We start from the raw sequence: 17,419 nt of genomic DNA, 5'->3' as shown, positions 1-17,419 counted from the left end.
AGGGGTGAGAGCGGCACGCTCTCCCGGACCTGATGGGGGACAGCGGTCCGGCGAAGCGAAAGGACCCGCATGTGCGACGGCAACGAGGCGATCGAATGCCTGGGGGGAATCCGGCACCGGGCAGCACCTCCGTACCCCTTCCCGATTCGCGTGGAGTCGCGAACGCTCCGATGAAGGACGCACGCCTGTTGTCGGACTTGGTGACGCCCGATGAGTTCCCGCTGATCTACGACTCGTTCGTACTGGCCAAGCGTGACCACTACGTCGCCTACGCGTCAGCCTTCCTCGGCTCGCTCGAGGACGCCCGAGATGTTGTCAACGAGGTCTTCTTCAAGATTTATCTCCGATGGGACGACGTCCTGGCGTCCGCCAACAGCGGCGCCTACGGATGGAAAATCCTGCACGACGCCCTGGTGGATGAGCTCCGCAGGCGTGACCGCCGCCCCAGCCATCCGGCCGGCCTGAACCTGGACATTCTCCCCGCTGCCATGGACGCCGGAATAGAGCAGGCCGAACTGCGGCCGCGGATCAACCATGCCCTTCACGCCCTTCCTGAACGACAGCGTGCCTGCGTCACCCTCCACTACCTCCTGGACCGTTCCATCAAGGAGGTAGCCGACCTCACCGGCGTACAGCCATCCACAGTCCGCTCGCACCTGGCCGCTGCCCGGCCCACCCTCCAAGCCCTGCTCGCCGACCTCTCCGCCACCCCGCCCACACAGAAAGGCCGCGAAGAATGATCGAGAACATCCTGCGCGGAGTGCGGATCCGCACCCCCGAGTACACCCAGGAACACCGCGCCGAGGACGACTTCAGACTGCGACAGCGCATCGCGCAGGTCAGCGAACGCCGTAACCGCGCCGACCAGTTCCGTGCCCACGGATGGCTGGTCCCCAGCTCGCCCGAACTGACCTGCCTCCAGCTGGCGTCCGCCTCGCCGGCCGGCAAGGCCGTCAAAACACGCATCGAACGAGACCTGACGGATCTGTGCCGGATGGTCATCAAGGCCCCCGGGTGCAAGGAACGGCTGATCGAGTTCGTCGGCGCCGCCCGGCCCACCGACCAGGTCGGCGCCCGCGTCTTCGGCTGCATGCTCCTCTTGGGAGGCCATGACGAGGGCGCGCGCTTCTGGTGGGGCTTCGCTGCCGGCGTTGGTGACGGCACCGCCGCCTACGCGCTCTTCCTCGACGGTCTGCTGCGCGACGACCCTGACGCAGCCACCCGCTGCTACCTGGACTGGCGAGGCAAGGACTTCACCACCGACAAGGACTGGGAACCGGTCCGGCCCAGCAAGGTCGAACCTGCCTTCGAGCAACAGATCGACAGCCATGTACGAGAAGTCACCACCGGACCGGAGGCGCAGCATGTCCCCATTCCCGAGGGCTACCTCCAAGACGTCACCCAGGAACAGCGCGACGAACTACTCTGCGGACGCTGAAGCCGAGCCCAGCACGCAGGGGAAGGTCCACCACAAAGTTGGTGGACAGGTCACTGAAGAGGGAGCGCGCCGGGTGTTCACGCTCTCCGTACGTTCCCTCTGTGAGGACCGACCTGTACCACGCAGTCTGCTGCCCCGCATCGAGCAGCCCGGGCACGGGGGCGGCTCCGGCACGGACGTGCGCACGCCGGGTCGCACGCCGGTGTTGCGCGAGGGGGGCAGATATATCTGTGCGGCAGTTGTTCGGATTTTTGACCTTGGTAGCGGCGTCCGTCCCGCATCGAATTGCCCGACCTGTCAGCGAAATCGGACCATATGTGTCTTGTCTAGAATCACGCACGACCGTTTGCGACTTGTTCGGATCAATTGCGATCGACGTGGGTGCGTGAGGGAGCAAAATGCACTTCGTGTGCGCGGAGCTGAGCGCTGACCAGTGCGACTAACAGACGGTGTTGATAGCGCCTCCCGCCATCGAAGGGGTAGCGTCCCGACATACGAGCAGACCCCGGAGGGCGCCAACCACGTCCGGGGCCTTTGTACTTCGCGTGCGATCGAAGGGATTCTGTGATGCCTCCTGACCGCTTTCCTGCCTGGGAACCAAGTCCCTGGCAGGATATCGACGGTAACACGCCCTGCCTTTCCTGCCACGGGTGCCGGTGTTCCCGTGCCCTGGCGGTTACACGAGTGCCCGCAGCACAACAAGCCGCTCCTAGCAGCGCCATTTTGTCTCCCGCCCGGCTCTGACCTGCTGACCTTTCAGTGCAAGGGCAGCCCGGATGCCGCCTGCGGTCGACCTGCGGGGGCCCACCGAGATATTTGTCCTCCGCCCTCATCCCTAACAGGTGACTTGGGGGGAGAAAAGGCGCTTGCCTCAACCGAGTAGGAACCTCCATGACACCCGACCGCACCGGATGGTGCCGGCAGTGTGCGGCGCCCTTCGCGCACAGCGATGGCCCCGGGCGCCGCAGGAAGTATTGCGGCGCCGCGTGCAGCCGCGCCGCTCAACGCCCCGCTAAAGCTCGCTCCGCCCCAGACTCGCTCCCCAGCCAGTCCCTCGCCCGCCCGATTGCCGAAGGTCTGGAGGAACTAGCCGGCCGCCTTCTGCAAGTCCAATACGCAGGAGCCCCGCTCCAGCAACGCCTGGACTTGATCCGGCAGTTAGGAAGAGACTTGGAGGACTACACTGCTGCTGCTGTACGTGATGAGCGAAATCACGGAGCCAGCTGGGAGGACATCGCTGAGGCGGCACAGTGCGGTCCAGGGACTGCTCGCAACCGGTGGCGCCCCAGGGAAGTCGAGCGGCAACTCACTCGGCGTGCTGCGACCCGGCCCGAGGACGGTGTTCCCGGCCAGACTCGTATCGCTCCACCCGGCCTGCCCCGCCGTGCCTCTGGTACAAGCAACGCCGTGCAGAACAGCCCCGGCCAGCCCGGAAGCCTCGGCAATCTACCCGGCCCCGTGCACCAGTTGGCCAGTGCGTTGTCTCACCTGCACCGTCGGTCTGGTAAGAACCTGCGCGAGCTCGCGCAGGAAGTGGGTGTCTCGCGTCCCTACATCTCCCGAGTGCTTGCCGGGGCCCGCGTGCCATCCTGGTCCGTCACCCGCCGACTCGCGGTCGCCTGCAGCGGTGATCCCGCAGACCTGAGAGCACTATGGGAAACCGCCCGGGGAATCCGCATGCCAGCAGATCTGGCAAGTACCGATGCCGCGTTCACCCTGCGCGCAGCGCTGCGAGGGCTGTACCTGTCGGCAGCCCAGCCCACCGCTGCCAGAATCGGCTTGAGCAGCCTCGGCATGCTCGATCAGCAGGACATCGACAGCCTCATCCGCGGTTCGTCCCTTCCTGACTGGGTCACGGTCAAGCGCTTCGTATCCATGCTCAGAGGACGACCCGCCGACATCCGGCCCTTGTGGGATGCGGCACGCGCTGCAGCTAAACCGGTTGCCCTCCAAGTCCACGCCACCCAGGCATCCCCGCTCCAGGCAGCCGCCTTCGGCTGACCCGCCGCCGACCACAGTTCACCTAGCCAAAGGAGAGCAAGGCATTGTCACCCCCGGCCCCCGAGAACAACCCCGGCACTGCGATCGCCCCCAGCCCCAGTGCAAGACCGCGCCTGCCCAGGGTGCACCTGCCAGCGGACTTCACCGCATTCTGTCTTCTCCACGCACACCACTACCTGCACTACGCCCGGCTCCGACTCAAAGATCTTCCCTTGAGTGAGGCAGCAGTCGAGCGAGCCCTCGGCGACCTCGCGATCGCTTGGTCAGTCGCTCTGGGCAGCCCTCACCCTGCCGCGTTCGGCTGGGAGAGCTTGTCCTCGCGGGTCACCGCGGCGCTGCTGGCCCATCCTCCCCGCGCGGCACGTACCCGCGACGGGCTGCACAGGCTGCTCCTCGCAGATCAGGCCGATGCCGTGATCTGCCACAGGCTGATGGAACTGACTATTGAGGAGACCGCCAGCCTTCAAGGTGTGCCCGTCTCAACGGTCAATCAGCGACTGGTCGGCGCAGCCGACAGCCTGGGCACGGAACTGGCGCCTCTGCTTGGGCTGAGAACCACATGATGAACGCCGAGCACGCAATCCGAAGATCACGCCCCAAACCTGACCTCGCCCGCGGCCCGGAGAGGAACGTGCGGAAGCTCCCCGTTCGCAGGCGGGGAGCTTCCGAACCGAGAGCGCCCAGGTCACTAGACAACACATCGGCCGCTGCCACGAGGTGGCTAACACATTCAACGATTGCAGACGTTGTTCGGCGATTCAACCGGACGCCTCCCAGAAAACTAAACAACACCTGCTCTCTGACCTGCAATGTCTTCTTTGTTCCTCCCGCGCCGATGCGACGGTGCCATGTTGTTCAGCTTTCCGGGCCCCAGTACCTGCTGTCGCCCTGGCAGCCCCGAACAACTCCGCACGCCTCCGTGCAGCCAAGCCCACAGACCGAGCCCGCAAGCCGAACTGGCCGAAGGAACCGCTGTCAGAGGCCGGTGCTGTACTAGAGCGCCCGATCGCCCGCCCTGAAGGAAGAGGGCGACAGGGAAACCTTGAACCGTTGCCACCAACAGGAAAGACATGAGGGCCCGGCGTGGACGACGACGCCGTCGAGACGCGAAGCGCTACCGAACACACCACATGGCGCGCTTTCCGGAACGACCTGAACTCCCTGATGGGACAGGCCGGCATTCAGCAGCAGCAGATAGCCCGGTCCCTGGGCGTCGCGCCCTCAACCGTCGGCCGCTGGCTACGCAGGCCTACCCCTCTGCACTGGGACCGGGTCGAGCAGATCATTGTCCTGTGCCTCGAACACGCCGATGCACACGGACGGCCGCTGTTTCCTTCCACGCCCACGAACACCGCGCTCTGGAAGGACCGACTGGAGAGCATCGGTTCGAAGCCTCCCGCCGACGAAGCCGCTCATCCGCCGAAACCCGCAGCGACGCTGCCCTCGGTGACACGCGAACCGCAACGGCTGAGACCGAACATCGCCATGGCCGCCTCACCGGCCCTCCCCACGTTCGCCATCCTCTTCATCGGCTTGGTCGCCACCGTCACCGTCTTCACCTTCGCCGGACCCTCCTCCGCCCCGAAGACTGGCGCACCCACGGCCACCAGCTCAGCCCCGATGGACCGGGACGTAGCCGAACGCCTTGATGACACCCCCAAGGCCGACCGCGGCACCCCACGCCCGACCCTGTCACCACCCCCAGGTCCCCCACACAATCCAGCCCCGCCGCCATCCGCCGGCGCGTGCTCCAAGACTGCTCTGCCCCCGGTCCTTGACCAGCTCGCGCCCGTGATCATCGACTGCACGCCCGTATCCGTCACCGTGCTGCTCTGCCCACCACGAGCGGACGGCCTACCTGCCCACCCACATTCGGCCCCGCCATGCTTCCTGCTCGAACTCAGCTCGACTCGCTCACTCGCCCCGAAGCAGTGAGAGCAGGACCAAGCGAACACTTCCCAGAGAAACCGAAGTCGGTCTACTGGATCATTCGATCCCGCGAACAACCGAAAGCACCGCTGAGCGGAACACGGATTCCGTCTAGCGATAGCCAGGCAGTGCAACTGTGCCGGTAGTTGTTCAGAGATTTGGCACACAACGCATTCCGTGTCAAACGGCGTGTTGACACCTCCCGCCGTACGGCAGAATGAATCCGGCCGATGAATACCCCAAGGGTGCGAGTTTCGCAGCAAGTGCCCCTCGCCAAGCGGGTATCCACGGTCAGCCCAGGTCAACCGGAGTGCAACTACTCAATCCGAGTGGCACTCATGACATCACTGGAGAAGACGTGTTCGCCAAGCGTAGATTTCGCGACGGCAAGCCACCTGCCCGGGGGCGTCGAGTCACCAGACACGCCGCGCTCGCCCTTGCGGCCGCGGCCGCTGCTGTCCCCATTGCATACCTGGACAACGCCCACATCGTGCCAGCCGCCGGGGTGGCCCTGGCCCTCTTCCCGGTCCTTCTGAAACTGTTTCCCGCCCATCCCGCCCCGCGAAACACCTGCGCTCCAAGGCCCCTGGAGTCGAGCCCCGCATCTTTGCCGGCCCAACAATCCGCAACCGGGGCCAATCAGACGCCAACCCAGGAAGTCGCAGCCCCCCCGATCGTAGTCTGGGTGACAGTCCACTCCCACGCCGCACAACCCATCCCTCCGGCCGATTCCGAACAACCCCATGCCGGGACGCTGGACAGCGAGAGCGCGTAAATGGCCAACTCCTCCATGGGGCGGCCGGAGAAGCCGGTGACGGGGGACTACCCCAGCACCGTCGCTGTGGCGCTGATCCTGCGGGGTCAGCGCCACGCATCCGAGCTGACCCTGCGCCAGCTCTCGGACAGGGTCAACTACTCCGTAGCGACCCTGTCAGCAGCAGCATCCGGAAAAAGCCTCCACCGATGGGAAGTTGTGGAAGCCTACGCAAAAGGGTGTAACGCCTCCCCACAAGTCATCGCCGATCTGCGAGAACGCTGGCAGCTCGCCACTAACGACCTCAACCAGCCCGGCACTGCCACCACGCTGCCACCGCACGGCAGCTCCGAACAAATGAACCAATTGCCCCGTGACGCCACGTCTGACGACAGACCGCGCCACCCAAAATGGGCGCGCACCACACCCGCCTCCACCGAGGCGCAAACGATCAATACGGGCAACCAACCCCGATCACCCTTGCCGCGCCGGCCCAAGACCACCCCTCCATCCTTCGCCGACACCGTCGGCCCGGACATAGAGGTCCCATACCAAGACCCCACCACCGCGCAACGCCAGCGCAACTCGCCCTCCGACCCTGGCAACAGCCTGACGGCCCTCATGCGCCAGGCCCGAGCCATGGAACCCAACAGCTCAGGTGCGCCACCGAACCCCTTCGCCACCGCCCTCGCCCTCTGCACCACCCCGGACCACTTCACCGAACTGATGCGCCGCCTATGGCAGCACAGCGGCTTGTCTCTACGTGACCTCAGCTACCAAACCAAAAGAACCCGCCGCCCCGTAGCCAAGAGCACGTTCTACGCGGCCCTGAATAGCAACCGACTGCCCCCCACCGAGGTTCTCCACGCACTCCTTGTCGCGTGCGCCGTGCCCAGCGACAACTGGTCACTGTGGCACCACACCCGAACACGGCTGAAGCTCGCACAGCTCGTCACCCCCCAGGAAGAGCACATGTCGAAGATCATGATGCTGCGTACCGACCCAGTTCTCCGAGCCGCCATCGTCTACATCTCCGTCATCGTCATCGCGATCTCCCAAGTGATCTTTCTCGTTACCGCGATGTAGGACACGGTCTTAGCACCTGCAGCCGCGTCGACGTTGATGGTCGCGGGCGCCCGAGCGATCTGCCGAGGCATAAACCGTGTACGAACTCGCCGTGCGTGCAGTGGTGACCATCCTCGACGACACCAACTGGCGCGATGCGTCGCCCTGGTCTGGCCGACACGTGCACCTGGTTGCCTTCGCAGGGGGAGATCATGGTCGAGACACGCGGATGAGAATCGTTCCTGCGGTGAATGTCCACGTCCGTGTGGGTGAGTGACAGCTGTCGGGTACTCATCGGGGGCTGGGCAGCCGGTAGAACGCGGGGGTGATCAAGAACCTTCTGCGCGGCTTCAGCGCGCTCTCTCTCGCGTTCGTCCCGCTCGTCGCATTCACCCCCGCACAGGCCGCACAGGCACCCCAGGGGTCGCGGGTTGCTGAGGTGACCACCCTCGCCGATGCCATCGGCCTGATCCGGGTCGAAGATGAGGACCGCACCGGCTACGCCCGCTCGTCCTTCCGGCACTGGAGCTCCGGCGAAATCGCCACCGACGGCTGCAATACCCGCAACGAGGTGCTGATCGCCGAGGCGCTCACGGCCCCGGCGGTGGGCGCGGGATGCAAGCTGACCGGGGGTGTATGGCTGTCGTACTACGACGGCCAGGAAGTCACCGACCCCGGCGCCTTGGACATTGACCACATGGTCCCTCTTGCCGAGGCCTGGGATTCCGGTGCATCTGCTTGGACACCGGCTCGGCGCGAGGCGTACGCGAACGACCAGGGCGCGGCGACGTCGCTGGTCGCGGTGACGGCTCGTACGAACCGTCAGAAGTCAGATCAGGACCCGGCCGAGTGGCTGCCGCCGGCTCCAGATGCGCAGTGCCGGTACGTGGGGGAGTGGGTGGCCACCAAGCTGCGCTGGCAGCTGACCGCCGATGCTGTTGAGCTCGAGGCGCTGAAGGTCTTCGCCGATGGACCCTGCGAGGACAGCATCGTCCCTCACACCCCCGCTCCGTAGCAGTTGTCCCTGTTCCGGGGTGCCGGAGTCCGATGGCTCCGGCACCCCGGAACGGGCGTCCTCCTGTTTGATTCGTATCGCTGAAGGGTGTTCATGATGAGCCGAGGCTTGATCATCGTGGATGTACAGAACGACTTCTGTGAAGGAGGCAGTGTCCCCGTCGCGGGCGGTGCGCGGATCGCCACCGCGATCGCGGGGCTGGTGGAGCAGACCGCCGGCCGCGACTACCAGTTTGCCGTCGCGACCCGGGTAGCCACTTCTCCGAAAACCCCTACTACAAGGACAGCTTCCCCGTGCACGGCGTGGCAGGAGACCAGGGCGGCGAGTTCCACCCCCACTTCGCCCCTGCAGTCGCTAGCGGAAAGGTCGACGCGGTCTTCTTCGAGGGCGCTCACGGCTCCTCCAAGAGGGGCTTCGAAGGCGCCGACGAACACGGCACACTCCTGGCGGACTGGCTGCGCGCCCGCGGCGTGGAGGACGTCGACAGAGTGGGCATCGCCACCGACCACTGCGTGCGCGCAATGGCGCTGGACACCATGAAGGCCGGGTTCCGCGCACGGGTACGTCTGGACTACTCGGTCGGGGTCGCTTCGGAAACCACAGCCTTGACCCTGGACGCCTTCCGCCGGGCAGGCATCGCCACCTCCGGCGAGACCCCCGTGGCGCAATAGCGACAGGCCTGTGCACTGGGCGGCAGCTTGGTGGTCGCTGTTGCTGGTCTGTGGGACGACGCGAGTCTCAGGTCCCGGCTCTTCCGCGGATAGGACACCGGCCCAGGGGCAGTGGTCGCGCGACGGCACTCGACGGTCCATGGCCCGGAAGATCGGGCTGTGGACCGTCGAGTGCCGATGGTCCACGACGCTGGCCGCGCTCAGGCTGGCTGCCACGATGCGAAGGGCGTGTTCATGCGGTACGTACCGTCAGTCGGCCGGGAGTTAACCGTGGTAGGTGATGTACCCGTTGCCGTCGCGGTCGTTGGTCTTTTTGGTGTAGGAGTGGACGTCGGCGCGAGCGCCGGAGGGCTTGTACAGGTAGATGGTGTCCTTGTCGTTGTTCCAGATGAAGTTGCAGTTCTGGCGGTAGACGACGTTGTTGGCGTCGGAGTCGGTGCCGCGGTTGCCGCGGAGCTTGATGTAGTCGCCGGGCTGCAGCGTGTGGGACGCCTTGAAGGTGAAGGTGTTGCCGACGGCGTCCTTGACGACGTAACCCTTGAGGTTGACGGTCGAGGTGCGCGAGTAGTTCTTGATCGTCAGGTACTCGTTCTTGGTGTTGCCGCCCGAGCACTTGTTGGAGTCACTGCCCGGGGCGTCGTACTGGACACCCTTGATCTTCAGGGCCGAGGAGTACTCGGCTGCCTGGGCCGGGGCGGCGGCCACGAGGCCGAGCGAGATAACCGAGGCGGCAGTTGCGGCGGCGGTCAGGGCATGACGGATGCGCATGAGGAGTCCCCCCTCTGTGGTGCGGAAGCAGCGTCCCAGAGCATATCGAGACTTGTGGCGAACAAGTGAAGAGAGGTGGGGAAAGCGTGTTCGGTGACGGTTGTCGCGTTCGGCTTCTGTCTGAAGCTCCTCGCCTCCGCCGGAGAGTCTTCTCGGTGAAGGAAGTGCAGACGGCTGTACGGCAGAGGTTGGGCTTCTTGTGGCCACCCGTGATGGGGCAGCGCGGGCGTTGTGCTCATGGCCATCAATCCTGTGTCCGCCGACTGTCACCAGTTCCTCCTGCGGTGAGCACGTGGCCGCGGTCGCCCCTGGTTCCTACGGACTCCTCCACGATCGCGATGACGAGGAACAGGGGCACGAGAACGATGTGCGCGTGCTGAAGCTAGTTCGCGGCATGGTCACGCACACGCGGAGGCGCTACTGTCCCCGTACATCCCGACGGTGAAAGATCCCTTCACGGGCTGAGGCATCGTCGCATCACGCTCGCAGCCAAAGCCGGATCGCGGCCACCGTGCCAATGCCATGGAAGACGTAGGCCCGTTTGTCGAAGCGGGTGGCGACGGCGCGGTAGCCCTTCAGGCGGTTGATCGTCCGTTCGTCCTCGTTGCGGCGCCGGTGCTGCTCCTTGTTGAAGCCGACGGGGCGGCCGCCTCTGTTGCCACGGCGCCGACGGTTGGCTCTCTGGCCCTTCGGCTCGGGAATGCTGTGTTTGATCCGACGTCTCTGCAGGTAGCGGCGGTTGCTGCGGGACGAGTACGCCTTGTCTGCGCTGAGTCGGTCGGGCATGGTGCGCGCCCGCCCCTCTCCAGTGCGGGGCACGTGGGTCCGTTCGAAAACCAGGATCACCTGTGGTGCGTCGCCGCTGGCGCGCGGCATCCACCCGCGGAGCGTTCGCGCACCTCCAACACCAGATGCCGTTGGTCGGTGTGGCTCAGAAAGCCTCGACCCATTCGTGGTGTTCAGCCAGCGGCTCTGGCGCGGATGCAGCCTCGGAGGGTTCTGGCGCGGGGTGGGTGGCTGTGGGTGGTGGGGGTTCGGGGACGGTGGCGGCGTGGGGGATGGCGTCGGCGCAAGAGTGGCAGGTGTCGGCGAGGTGCCAGGTGCGGCCTTCCGCTGCCCGGATGAGAAGGAGTTGGAGCGGCCCGGAGCAGGGTTGTTGGCGGCGGTGCCAGGTGCAGGCGGTTTCGCGGCACCGGCAGGTCCGCAAGTGCGCGGGCAGTAGGGGTTCGGTGAGGTGGTCGGCGAGGTGACGGCGGACCTGACGTGCCGGCAGCGCTCCTGGCAGGGGGATGGGGGAGGGGCAGGCACTGCAGGTGAGGAGGGGCTGTCCGGTCGTGCTGCTGATGGTGAGGGTCCAGGCGCGCGGTGGCAGGGGAGCGGGCATCGGTTCCCTCCTGCCAGGTTCGGGTTCGGATCGGATGCGGCGCTGTCCGCGCGCCGGGTGCATGGCGCGAACACCGTAGTGCAGAGCTGTGCCCTGCCGGGTTTCACCCGGATCCGCACAAGTAGGGCAGAGGTCTGCACTGTAGAGGCAGGGTTCTGCACCGTCGGATGGGGAGGTGACGATCTTCCCGCCGCCGGAGCCCGACCCGACGGCACTGCGGCAGTCCCTGGCCCAGCTGCGCGCCCAGCGAGGCTGGAGCTACGACGAACTCGCCGCCCGCACTGGCCTGTCCCGGCGCACCCTCATCGAGATCGAACAGGGCCGCACCATCGGCACACTCGCCACCTGGCACGCCCTCGCCCACGCCTTCCACATCCCACTGGGCGAGCTCCTTGACCCGCTGTGCACCGGCCACGAATCCCCGCGCCCCGACCGCTGAACCCCACCCGCGGCACTCACCCGATCGGGAAACCGCTCCCGCACGCCTGCCCGAACACCATGCCGGTGTTCCTTTCCCGTCACCCCATCGACGGGCCCTGACGGCGCGCACCCCCGCGATCCGCGTGGCGGCTGGCACTTTTCACTTCGGCACTTGCCCTCCAGGGCAGGACCGCTGGGCACACCGTGCCCCGGAACATGCTGCCGCGACTTCCGGAGAATCCCTTCATGCCTTTCGCCCCCACCGAGGAACAAACCGCTGCCCTCGAGGCATTCACCCGCGGCGAGCACCTCGTCATCCAGGCCGGCGCCGGCACCGGCAAAACCTCCACCCTCGCCCTCCTCGCCGAGAAAACCCCCGCCCGCCGCGGCCGCTACCTCGCCTTCAACCGCGCCATCGCCCTGGACGCCGCCTCCCGCTTCCCCACCACCGTCCAGTGCAAGACCGCCCACTCCATGGCCTATGCCGCCCTCGGCCACCGCTACCGCGAACGCCTGGGCAGCCCCCGCAGACCCGGCTGGAAAGTCGGCGCGGACCTCGGCCTGAACACCCCAGCCCGTATTCAGGACCGCGACCTGCTGCCCGCCACTCTCTCCAACACCGTGCTGCGCACCGTGACCCGCTACTGCCAGTCCGCCGACGCCGAACTCGCCCCCCACCACGTCCCCGCCCTGCGCGGTATCGACGACGGTGATGCCCGGAGCGAACTCGCTGACCTGCTCCTGCCCTACGCCGCGAAAGCCTGGGACGACCTGCAAAGCCCCGCAGGCGGCATGGTGCGCTTCGAGCACGACCACTACCTGAAGATGTGGGCCCTGAGCGACCCGGTACTGCCGGGCGACTTCCTTCTCCTGGACGAGGCCCAGGACACCAACCCCGTCCTCGAACAGATCGTCCTAGCCCAGAGCGGGCACACCCAGATCGTGATGGTCGGCGACTCCGCCCAGGCCATCTACGGCTGGCGCGGCGCCCGCGACGTGATGAGCGGCTCCGCCGGCCACCACCTCACCCTCACCCGCTCCTTCCGCTTCGGCCCCGCACTGGCCGCCGAGGCCAACCGCTGGCTCACCCTCGCCGGTGCCCCCATCCAGCTGAGTGGAAGCACGGACCTTTCCACCACCGTCGGCACCCGCCCCGGCGACCCGGACGCCATTCTGTGCCGCACCAACATCGGCGCCGTCACCGAAATCCTCGCCCTCCACAACGCAGGCATTCCCACCGCCCTGGCCGGGGGAGGAGGCGCCCTGCGCGCGCTGGCAGGGGCCGCACGAGACCTCATCCAAGGTCGGCGCACCCACCATCCAGAACTGGTTCTCTTCACCACTTGGAACGAACTGCGCAACTACGCCGAACTCGACCCCGCCGGCGCCGATCTGCAGCCCTTCGCCAACCTCATCGCCGACCACGGACCCGACGCCATCCTGGACGCCGTCGAGCGCCTCGTCCTCGAACCCCACGCCCAGGTCACCGTCTCCACCGCCCACAAAGCCAAAGGCCGCGAATGGCCCCACGTGCGCATCGCTCCCGACTTCACCCCGCCCCCCGACACCAATGAACGCGACGTCACCGGCCGCCCCGTCCCCGCCCCTGTCAACCCGGACGAAGCACGCCTGGCGTACGTCGCCGTCACCCGCGCCCGCCACCACCTTGACCCCATGGGCCTGGCTTGGATCGCCGAGCACCCCGACAACCCGGGCTTGCCCTCCGACAGTTCCAGCCCTCACAACTCAGCACTTGGACAGAGCACGCGCCGCGCTTGAGCATTGCTTGGCGTGCAACGGCGTTGACATTGAGCGCGATGAGTTTGAGCTCGTCGTCGAGGCTGAGACCGAGGTCGGCGTCGGTGGCGAAGGTGCCCGCGATGCTGCGGCCCGCGGTGAGGACCGCGCTGTCCAGGGGCCCGCCCGGTCCCGCCCCGACTCGAATGCATGGCAGTTCACCTCGCCCAGGCGTCAGAGAGAGCCGGCTCGGTTCGCGCCCGCTGCATCCTGCCCTGCAGTTTCGGGCGGCGGCTTGCTGCGAACGCGGCATCAACGCTGCTGGGTCTCTGGTGCGCAGGGCGGGACGGTTGGCACCTCAAGGGGCCGGGACGCCGAGAGACAGGGGCAGATCGGGTCGAGAGAGGCCTTGAGCGTGTGCGCGCAGGTGCCGTGCTTCGGCGAGCATCAAGGGGGCGAACACGCTGACTCCGGGCGGGTGGGCTGCCAGACGGTGGTAGGCGCGGGCGCCGGCCAGCAGTAGGCGTGCCCAGACGGGGACAGCGTACAGAGGACAGCGACGATGGCTGGCCTCGTGGAGCTTGATGGCGGAGACGTCGCCGGCGATGTCGAGGTCGCGGGTGAAGCGCAGGCTCCCCAGGTGGGCCTGAGTGAAGACCAGTACGCTCAGCGCTGCGGCGATGAGCGGGTGCGCGAGGGTGGTCAGAGCGTCGGCGTCCTCGGATGCGATCACGACGGGGCGAGAGGCTTGGACCAGCTGCGCCGTTGCCGTCGCGCCGGCACAGGGGGGAGGCCGTCGCCTTGGCGTCAGTGACGCGGGCCGAGCATCTCGCGGCTGCCGGGCGGGTGGCTGCCTCGCAAGCATCACCGCCGGTCCTGTCATGGCGGCAGGGGACGGAGGGAAGGACGGGCGTGCGGGGATCGGGCCCGGCTCGTTGAGGAGTGCCTCGAACTGGTCGCGGCCGCTGATACGGCGCTCGACCTGGGCCAGCGCCGACGGCATCCAGTGCGGAGCCCTCTGCCACAGAAGGGTCAGCTGAGCTCCCGTCAACTCGCGCCAGGCGAGCAGCTGATCGATCCGCCGGTCGGTCAGCAGATGGGCGCGGGGGACCACAACGTGCCGCACCCCGGACGCTACGCCCCAGGCAGCCGCGGCGAGCCACGCCGCGTTCGCCGCGTCCAGCCACACGTCGGGGGAGTCGGGTCCGGGAGCCAACCGTTTGCCCAGCGCATACAGCATGTCGTGGGCCAGCGCCGCCGAGCTGCCGCCTGCAGGTGTCGGCTGCACCGTGATGCGGCCTTCCTCGGGGCGGTGCGCGTGCAGTGCCGCCCGTGTGTAGAACAGGTCGTCCCGCTCGTCCACCACGATCGCCACATCGCTGTACGCAAGCACCATCGTCCCCTCCCGGCCGCCCGCCGCCACCACCCGAGCCCCGGAGGCACCAGGCAGGCATGTTCAGCGCGCGAAGTTGGTCACGGGCAGCCCAGCTCGCCGGGCCGCCGCGCACTGCTACATGCCGCCCAGCTTGCTGTACACCCAGTTGACTAAGTCCTGGTTGACCTCGGTCAGTCCTTTGTCCTCCATGCCCTTGAGCAGGTGCTTGGTGATGGTGGCCCAGTTGCGGAAGTTGCCGTGTGCCGCGGCCCGGTCGATGTTGCGGATCATCTGTGGGCCGACCCCGTCCCACAGGGAGTGGAACGCCGGCAGCGTGGCGACGACCTCGTCCTCGGGCATGCGCCGGAACTTCTGCCAGACGAAGATCCTTGATGCCAGCATCGGTTCACGCTTGAGAACCTTGTAGCAGTTGTCGCCGCCGGCGAAGATCACCGCGATGTTGGTGTTGCGGTCATCCCACAGGTGACGCCAGTACTCGAACGAGCTGCGGCCCATCCACTGGGCTTCGTCGCATACCAGCACACGAAACGTCTGCGACAGCGTCTCTTTCAAGAGGGTGTCGAATTCGATCGGCCGGGTCGGCGGCTCCCCGGGCAGCCCCAGCGCGCGAAACAGCCCGTGGCGGATGTCGCGCGGGGTCGGGCCCGAGCGCAGCTCCAAGCGGTAGGTGATGTCCGGGGCTACCTTGCGCAGCGCCGAGTTCACCGACATCGTCTTACCGCTTCCGGCCGCTCCGTGGGCGACCATCATGGCCTTGGCGTCGATCGTCGCCTGGATATTGTCCAGCGTTGCCATCAGCGCGCCAGTGGCCACCAGGTGCGCATCAAGGCGGTGGAAATGGTCGTCGTCCTCTGCAGGCAGCTTGCCGTAGTCCATGTCGTCGCTCACGCGTTCTCCTCAGGCCTGTCGTTACCCGGCTCGTCCGCAGCCGGTGGAATCGGACGTGCCCAGCCGTCCGGGACGGGCTGGTGCGGGATGTAGTCGGGATCGACCCGCCGCAGGTCTGTGGCGGCCGATTCGAAGAGTTCTGCCTCGGCTTCCGCATCGGTCAGCGCGCCCAGACGCTGGGGCGGGCTGGCCACGGTGACGGCCTTGAAGCGTTCGCGGCGCAGCCGTTCAGCGGCCTTCATGTCCGCGCGAAGCCGCCGCGCCTTGGCGGTACGGGCTTTGCGTACGTCGCGGATCTGGTCCTCGCTGGCCGCCTCGGCCAGGAAGGCGCTGCCCAGGTGCGCGCCACCGAGGTCGAAGACCTCGATGGTCATGTCGTGGTGAGGGAGGTGGCGCACCGCGACACGGACGCCTGCCTGCCCGACCATCCAGGGGGCGATGTAGTGGCGGTTGCGCCACTGCACTCCCTGCGTGGTGATGGTGCGCGTGCGTCCGTCGTCCTCGAGCCCGAAACGGGCCAGCTGCTCGGCGGGAACGTCGTACAGAGGAGTGGGGTCGGACTGCCATGCCTCCATCGGGGTGCGGCCGCCCAGCGCCCCGGGCCGGTGTTCGTTGTTCCACCAGTGCACCCACTTAAGTAGCAGTTCCACGAACACCTCGAAGGTGAGCGCGGGCTCATCCGGGTCCGCGATGCGACCGCCGGTGAGCGTCTGCCGGTGGGCGTAGCGCGGCATGGAGACGAACAGCATCTCCTCGACCGCGCCGTTGAGCGCTTCGATGGTGCCTTTCAGATGCGGGGTATAGGCCGGGAGGTCGATGACGGGCACGGCGAAGGCGCCCAGGGCCGAGGCCACGGTGGAACACAGGAACTCTTTGCCGCGGTCCACACGGATCAGGCCGGGTAGCCCGCCGGCCGGCCCAAAGGGCTCGGCCCGGTCCAAGCCCATTCGCAGGGCCGCCAGCACCGCATCCCTGCTGGGTGCATGGGGTGTCACGGCCACCCCCATGATGACCTTGCGAGCACAGTCGATGAACCAGGTCACCCAAGGCTGCGCGAGCTCGTCCTCGACCCACACCTGTACGGGCACACACTTGTGGTCACCCTCCCAGGCGGCATTGCGGTGTGTGGCCGGGCGCTTTCCGAACACATCGAACGCCCGCCGGGCGGCTTCTCCTTTGGCGAGCCCGGCCCGGTCCCCACGCGTCAGCTCCCGTCGCAGCGCCCGGTGGATCGTCGACAGCGACGGCGCTGCAGGCAGCTGGGGATCCGCCAGGGCCTGCTCGTGCAGCTCGCGGTGCACGGCGGAGGCGTTGCCTCCCCACAGCACCAACAGCCGCCGGAACTCTGGGGTGACGGCGAACCGTGTTCGAGATGCCGCATCGATGCGACCGGTGGTACGCGCCTTAGCGACCCATCGCCACACTGCGCGCTCCGACCGGCCTACAGCCGTGGCGACCAGCCGCACATGCGCACTGGTCAGCTCGCCGTGCTGGTCCAGCGTCATCAACCGCGGCAACGCGGCCAGCCGTCCCAAGCGGGCGGTGAGAACCGTTTGGTCAGCGCCCTGCGTGCCGGCAGGTGAGTCACTCATGCGGTCTGCTCCTTACCTGGATACAAATCGGTGGAATGGTTCGAAGCGCCGCGCTTCCCCGGCGTTTGCGGTGTCGGAAGGCGGGCGGCGCAGGTGAAAGGGTGGCCGTCGCAGGGGCCTTGGCGCGGCGTCATGCCCGGGGACGCCGGCGCGGCGGAGTCCCAAACCCGATCCTGTAACTCCTCCGCGCTGCCTGCTCCGGACCATTCACCCTGGAGCGGGGACGCTCCCCGACAACCCGGCAGCGCGGTGGGGCACTCTTGCGCCGGTACATCGGGGAGTGCCGTGGCGCGAGCCGGCCGTTTACCCAGACGGAGTGGCCCGTCAGCCCTGGACGCATGCGTCAGGCGCGTCTCTGACG

At 67.1% G+C, this 17,419-nt stretch carries 14 protein-coding genes and 2 pseudogenes; 11 read left to right on the top strand and 5 right to left on the bottom strand.

Features of this window, described 5'->3' with window-relative positions:
* Nucleotides 1-170: 170 nt before the first annotated feature.
* The 8 genes and pseudogenes from ACFUNE_RS33400 (at nt 171) to ACFUNE_RS33365 (ending at nt 8,873) form a co-directional block, all read left to right on the top strand.
* On the top strand, nt 171-740 hold the full coding sequence (locus tag ACFUNE_RS33400) for an RNA polymerase sigma factor (RefSeq protein WP_383575812.1): 570 nt from the start codon (nt 171-173) through the stop codon (nt 738-740).
* Entirely contained in the window at nt 737-1,438 is a 702-nt protein-coding gene (locus ACFUNE_RS33395) for a hypothetical protein (protein ID WP_383575810.1), read from the top strand. Before ACFUNE_RS33400 ends, ACFUNE_RS33395 begins: the two co-directional genes overlap by 4 nt.
* 1,407 nt (nt 1,439-2,845) lie before the next feature.
* Nucleotides 2,846-3,439: a helix-turn-helix domain-containing protein gene (locus tag ACFUNE_RS33390; RefSeq protein ID WP_383575807.1), complete on the top strand. Its 594-nt coding sequence runs from the start codon at nt 2,846-2,848 to the stop codon at nt 3,437-3,439.
* 212 nt (nt 3,440-3,651) lie between these two features.
* A complete protein-coding gene (locus ACFUNE_RS33385; protein WP_383575805.1) occupies nt 3,652-4,002 on the top strand; it encodes a sigma factor-like helix-turn-helix DNA-binding protein in 351 nt (116 codons plus the stop codon).
* 520 nt (nt 4,003-4,522) lie between these two features.
* Complete coding sequence (locus ACFUNE_RS33380) at nt 4,523-5,374, top strand: hypothetical protein (RefSeq protein WP_383575802.1); 852 nt, start codon at nt 4,523-4,525, stop codon at nt 5,372-5,374.
* Between the two features lie 769 nt (nt 5,375-6,143).
* On the top strand, nt 6,144-7,208 hold the full coding sequence (locus tag ACFUNE_RS33375) for a helix-turn-helix domain-containing protein (RefSeq protein ID WP_383575800.1): 1,065 nt from the start codon (nt 6,144-6,146) through the stop codon (nt 7,206-7,208).
* Nucleotides 7,209-7,512: 304 nt separating this feature from the next.
* Nucleotides 7,513-8,202 carry an HNH endonuclease family protein gene (locus ACFUNE_RS33370; protein WP_383575797.1) on the top strand — a complete coding sequence of 230 codons (690 nt, stop codon included), beginning with the start codon at nt 7,513-7,515 and terminating at the stop codon, nt 8,200-8,202.
* Nucleotides 8,203-8,298: 96 nt separating this feature from the next.
* A pseudogene (locus ACFUNE_RS33365) lies at nt 8,299-8,873 on the top strand (isochorismatase family protein).
* A gap of 264 nt (nt 8,874-9,137) precedes the next feature.
* On the opposite strand, the gene ACFUNE_RS33360 reads toward ACFUNE_RS33365, so the two are convergent.
* Complete coding sequence (locus ACFUNE_RS33360; RefSeq protein ID WP_383575795.1) at nt 9,138-9,641, bottom strand: lamin tail domain-containing protein; 504 nt, start codon at nt 9,639-9,641, stop codon at nt 9,138-9,140.
* Between the two features lie 199 nt (nt 9,642-9,840).
* On the opposite strand from ACFUNE_RS33360, the gene ACFUNE_RS33355 reads away from it, so the two are divergent.
* On the top strand, nt 9,841-10,086 hold the full coding sequence (locus tag ACFUNE_RS33355) for an Imm7 family immunity protein (protein WP_383575792.1): 246 nt from the start codon (nt 9,841-9,843) through the stop codon (nt 10,084-10,086).
* Nucleotides 10,087-10,118: 32 nt separating this feature from the next.
* Here the strand turns inward: ACFUNE_RS33355 and ACFUNE_RS33350 are convergent.
* Nucleotides 10,119-10,550, bottom strand: a pseudogene (locus ACFUNE_RS33350) (IS5/IS1182 family transposase); the annotation flags it as partial.
* 650 nt (nt 10,551-11,200) lie between these two features.
* On the opposite strand from ACFUNE_RS33350, the gene ACFUNE_RS33345 reads away from it, so the two are divergent.
* Together ACFUNE_RS33345 and ACFUNE_RS33340 are read left to right on the top strand one after the other, a co-directional pair.
* Nucleotides 11,201-11,464, top strand: a complete 264-nt coding sequence (locus ACFUNE_RS33345) for a helix-turn-helix transcriptional regulator (RefSeq protein ID WP_383575790.1) — start codon at nt 11,201-11,203, stop codon at nt 11,462-11,464.
* A 227-nt stretch (nt 11,465-11,691) separates the two neighbouring features.
* Nucleotides 11,692-13,224, top strand: a complete 1,533-nt coding sequence (locus ACFUNE_RS33340; protein ID WP_383575788.1) for a UvrD-helicase domain-containing protein — start codon at nt 11,692-11,694, stop codon at nt 13,222-13,224.
* A gap of 316 nt (nt 13,225-13,540) precedes the next feature.
* Here ACFUNE_RS33340 and ACFUNE_RS33335 read toward each other — a convergent pair whose 3' ends face one another.
* The 3 genes from ACFUNE_RS33335 to ACFUNE_RS33325 all read right to left on the bottom strand — a co-directional run bounded on the left by ACFUNE_RS33335 (nt 13,541) and on the right by ACFUNE_RS33325 (nt 16,971).
* Entirely contained in the window at nt 13,541-14,578 is a 1,038-nt protein-coding gene (locus ACFUNE_RS33335; protein ID WP_383575786.1) for a hypothetical protein, read from the bottom strand.
* A 114-nt stretch (nt 14,579-14,692) separates the two neighbouring features.
* Nucleotides 14,693-15,466 carry an AAA family ATPase gene (locus ACFUNE_RS33330; RefSeq protein WP_383575783.1) on the bottom strand — a complete coding sequence of 258 codons (774 nt, stop codon included), beginning with the start codon at nt 15,464-15,466 and terminating at the stop codon, nt 14,693-14,695.
* Nucleotides 15,463-16,971 (bottom strand): Mu transposase C-terminal domain-containing protein, encoded by a 1,509-nt coding sequence (locus ACFUNE_RS33325; RefSeq protein ID WP_383576020.1) that lies wholly within the window; start codon nt 16,969-16,971, stop codon nt 15,463-15,465. Before ACFUNE_RS33325 ends, ACFUNE_RS33330 begins: the two co-directional genes overlap by 4 nt.
* Nucleotides 16,972-17,419: the final 448 nt, after the last annotated feature.

This window comes from Streptomyces sp. NPDC057287 (genome assembly GCF_042667905.1).
Taxonomy (GTDB): Bacteria; Actinomycetota; Actinomycetes; order Streptomycetales; family Streptomycetaceae; genus Streptomyces.
The sequence above is the reverse complement of the archived record's forward strand: the minus strand, read 5'-3'. Positions and strand labels throughout refer to the sequence as shown.

What these genes read in the sequence shown, in the direction of transcription:
- ACFUNE_RS33400 (WP_383575812.1), top strand. Translation starts at nt 171, where the DNA reads ATGAAGGACGCACGCCTGTTGTCGGACTTGGTGACGCCCGATGAGTTC.
- ACFUNE_RS33395 (WP_383575810.1), top strand. Translation starts at nt 737, where the DNA reads ATGATCGAGAACATCCTGCGCGGAGTGCGGATCCGCACCCCCGAGTAC.
- ACFUNE_RS33375 (WP_383575800.1), top strand. Translation starts at nt 6,144, where the DNA reads ATGGCCAACTCCTCCATGGGGCGGCCGGAGAAGCCGGTGACGGGGGAC.
- ACFUNE_RS33360 (WP_383575795.1), bottom strand. Translation starts at nt 9,641, where the DNA reads ATGCGCATCCGTCATGCCCTGACCGCCGCCGCAACTGCCGCCTCGGTT.
- ACFUNE_RS33340 (WP_383575788.1), top strand. Translation starts at nt 11,692, where the DNA reads ATGCCTTTCGCCCCCACCGAGGAACAAACCGCTGCCCTCGAGGCATTC.
- ACFUNE_RS33335 (WP_383575786.1), bottom strand. Translation starts at nt 14,578, where the DNA reads ATGGTGCTTGCGTACAGCGATGTGGCGATCGTGGTGGACGAGCGGGAC.
- ACFUNE_RS33325 (WP_383576020.1), bottom strand. Translation starts at nt 16,971, where the DNA reads ATGACGCTGGACCAGCACGGCGAGCTGACCAGTGCGCATGTGCGGCTG.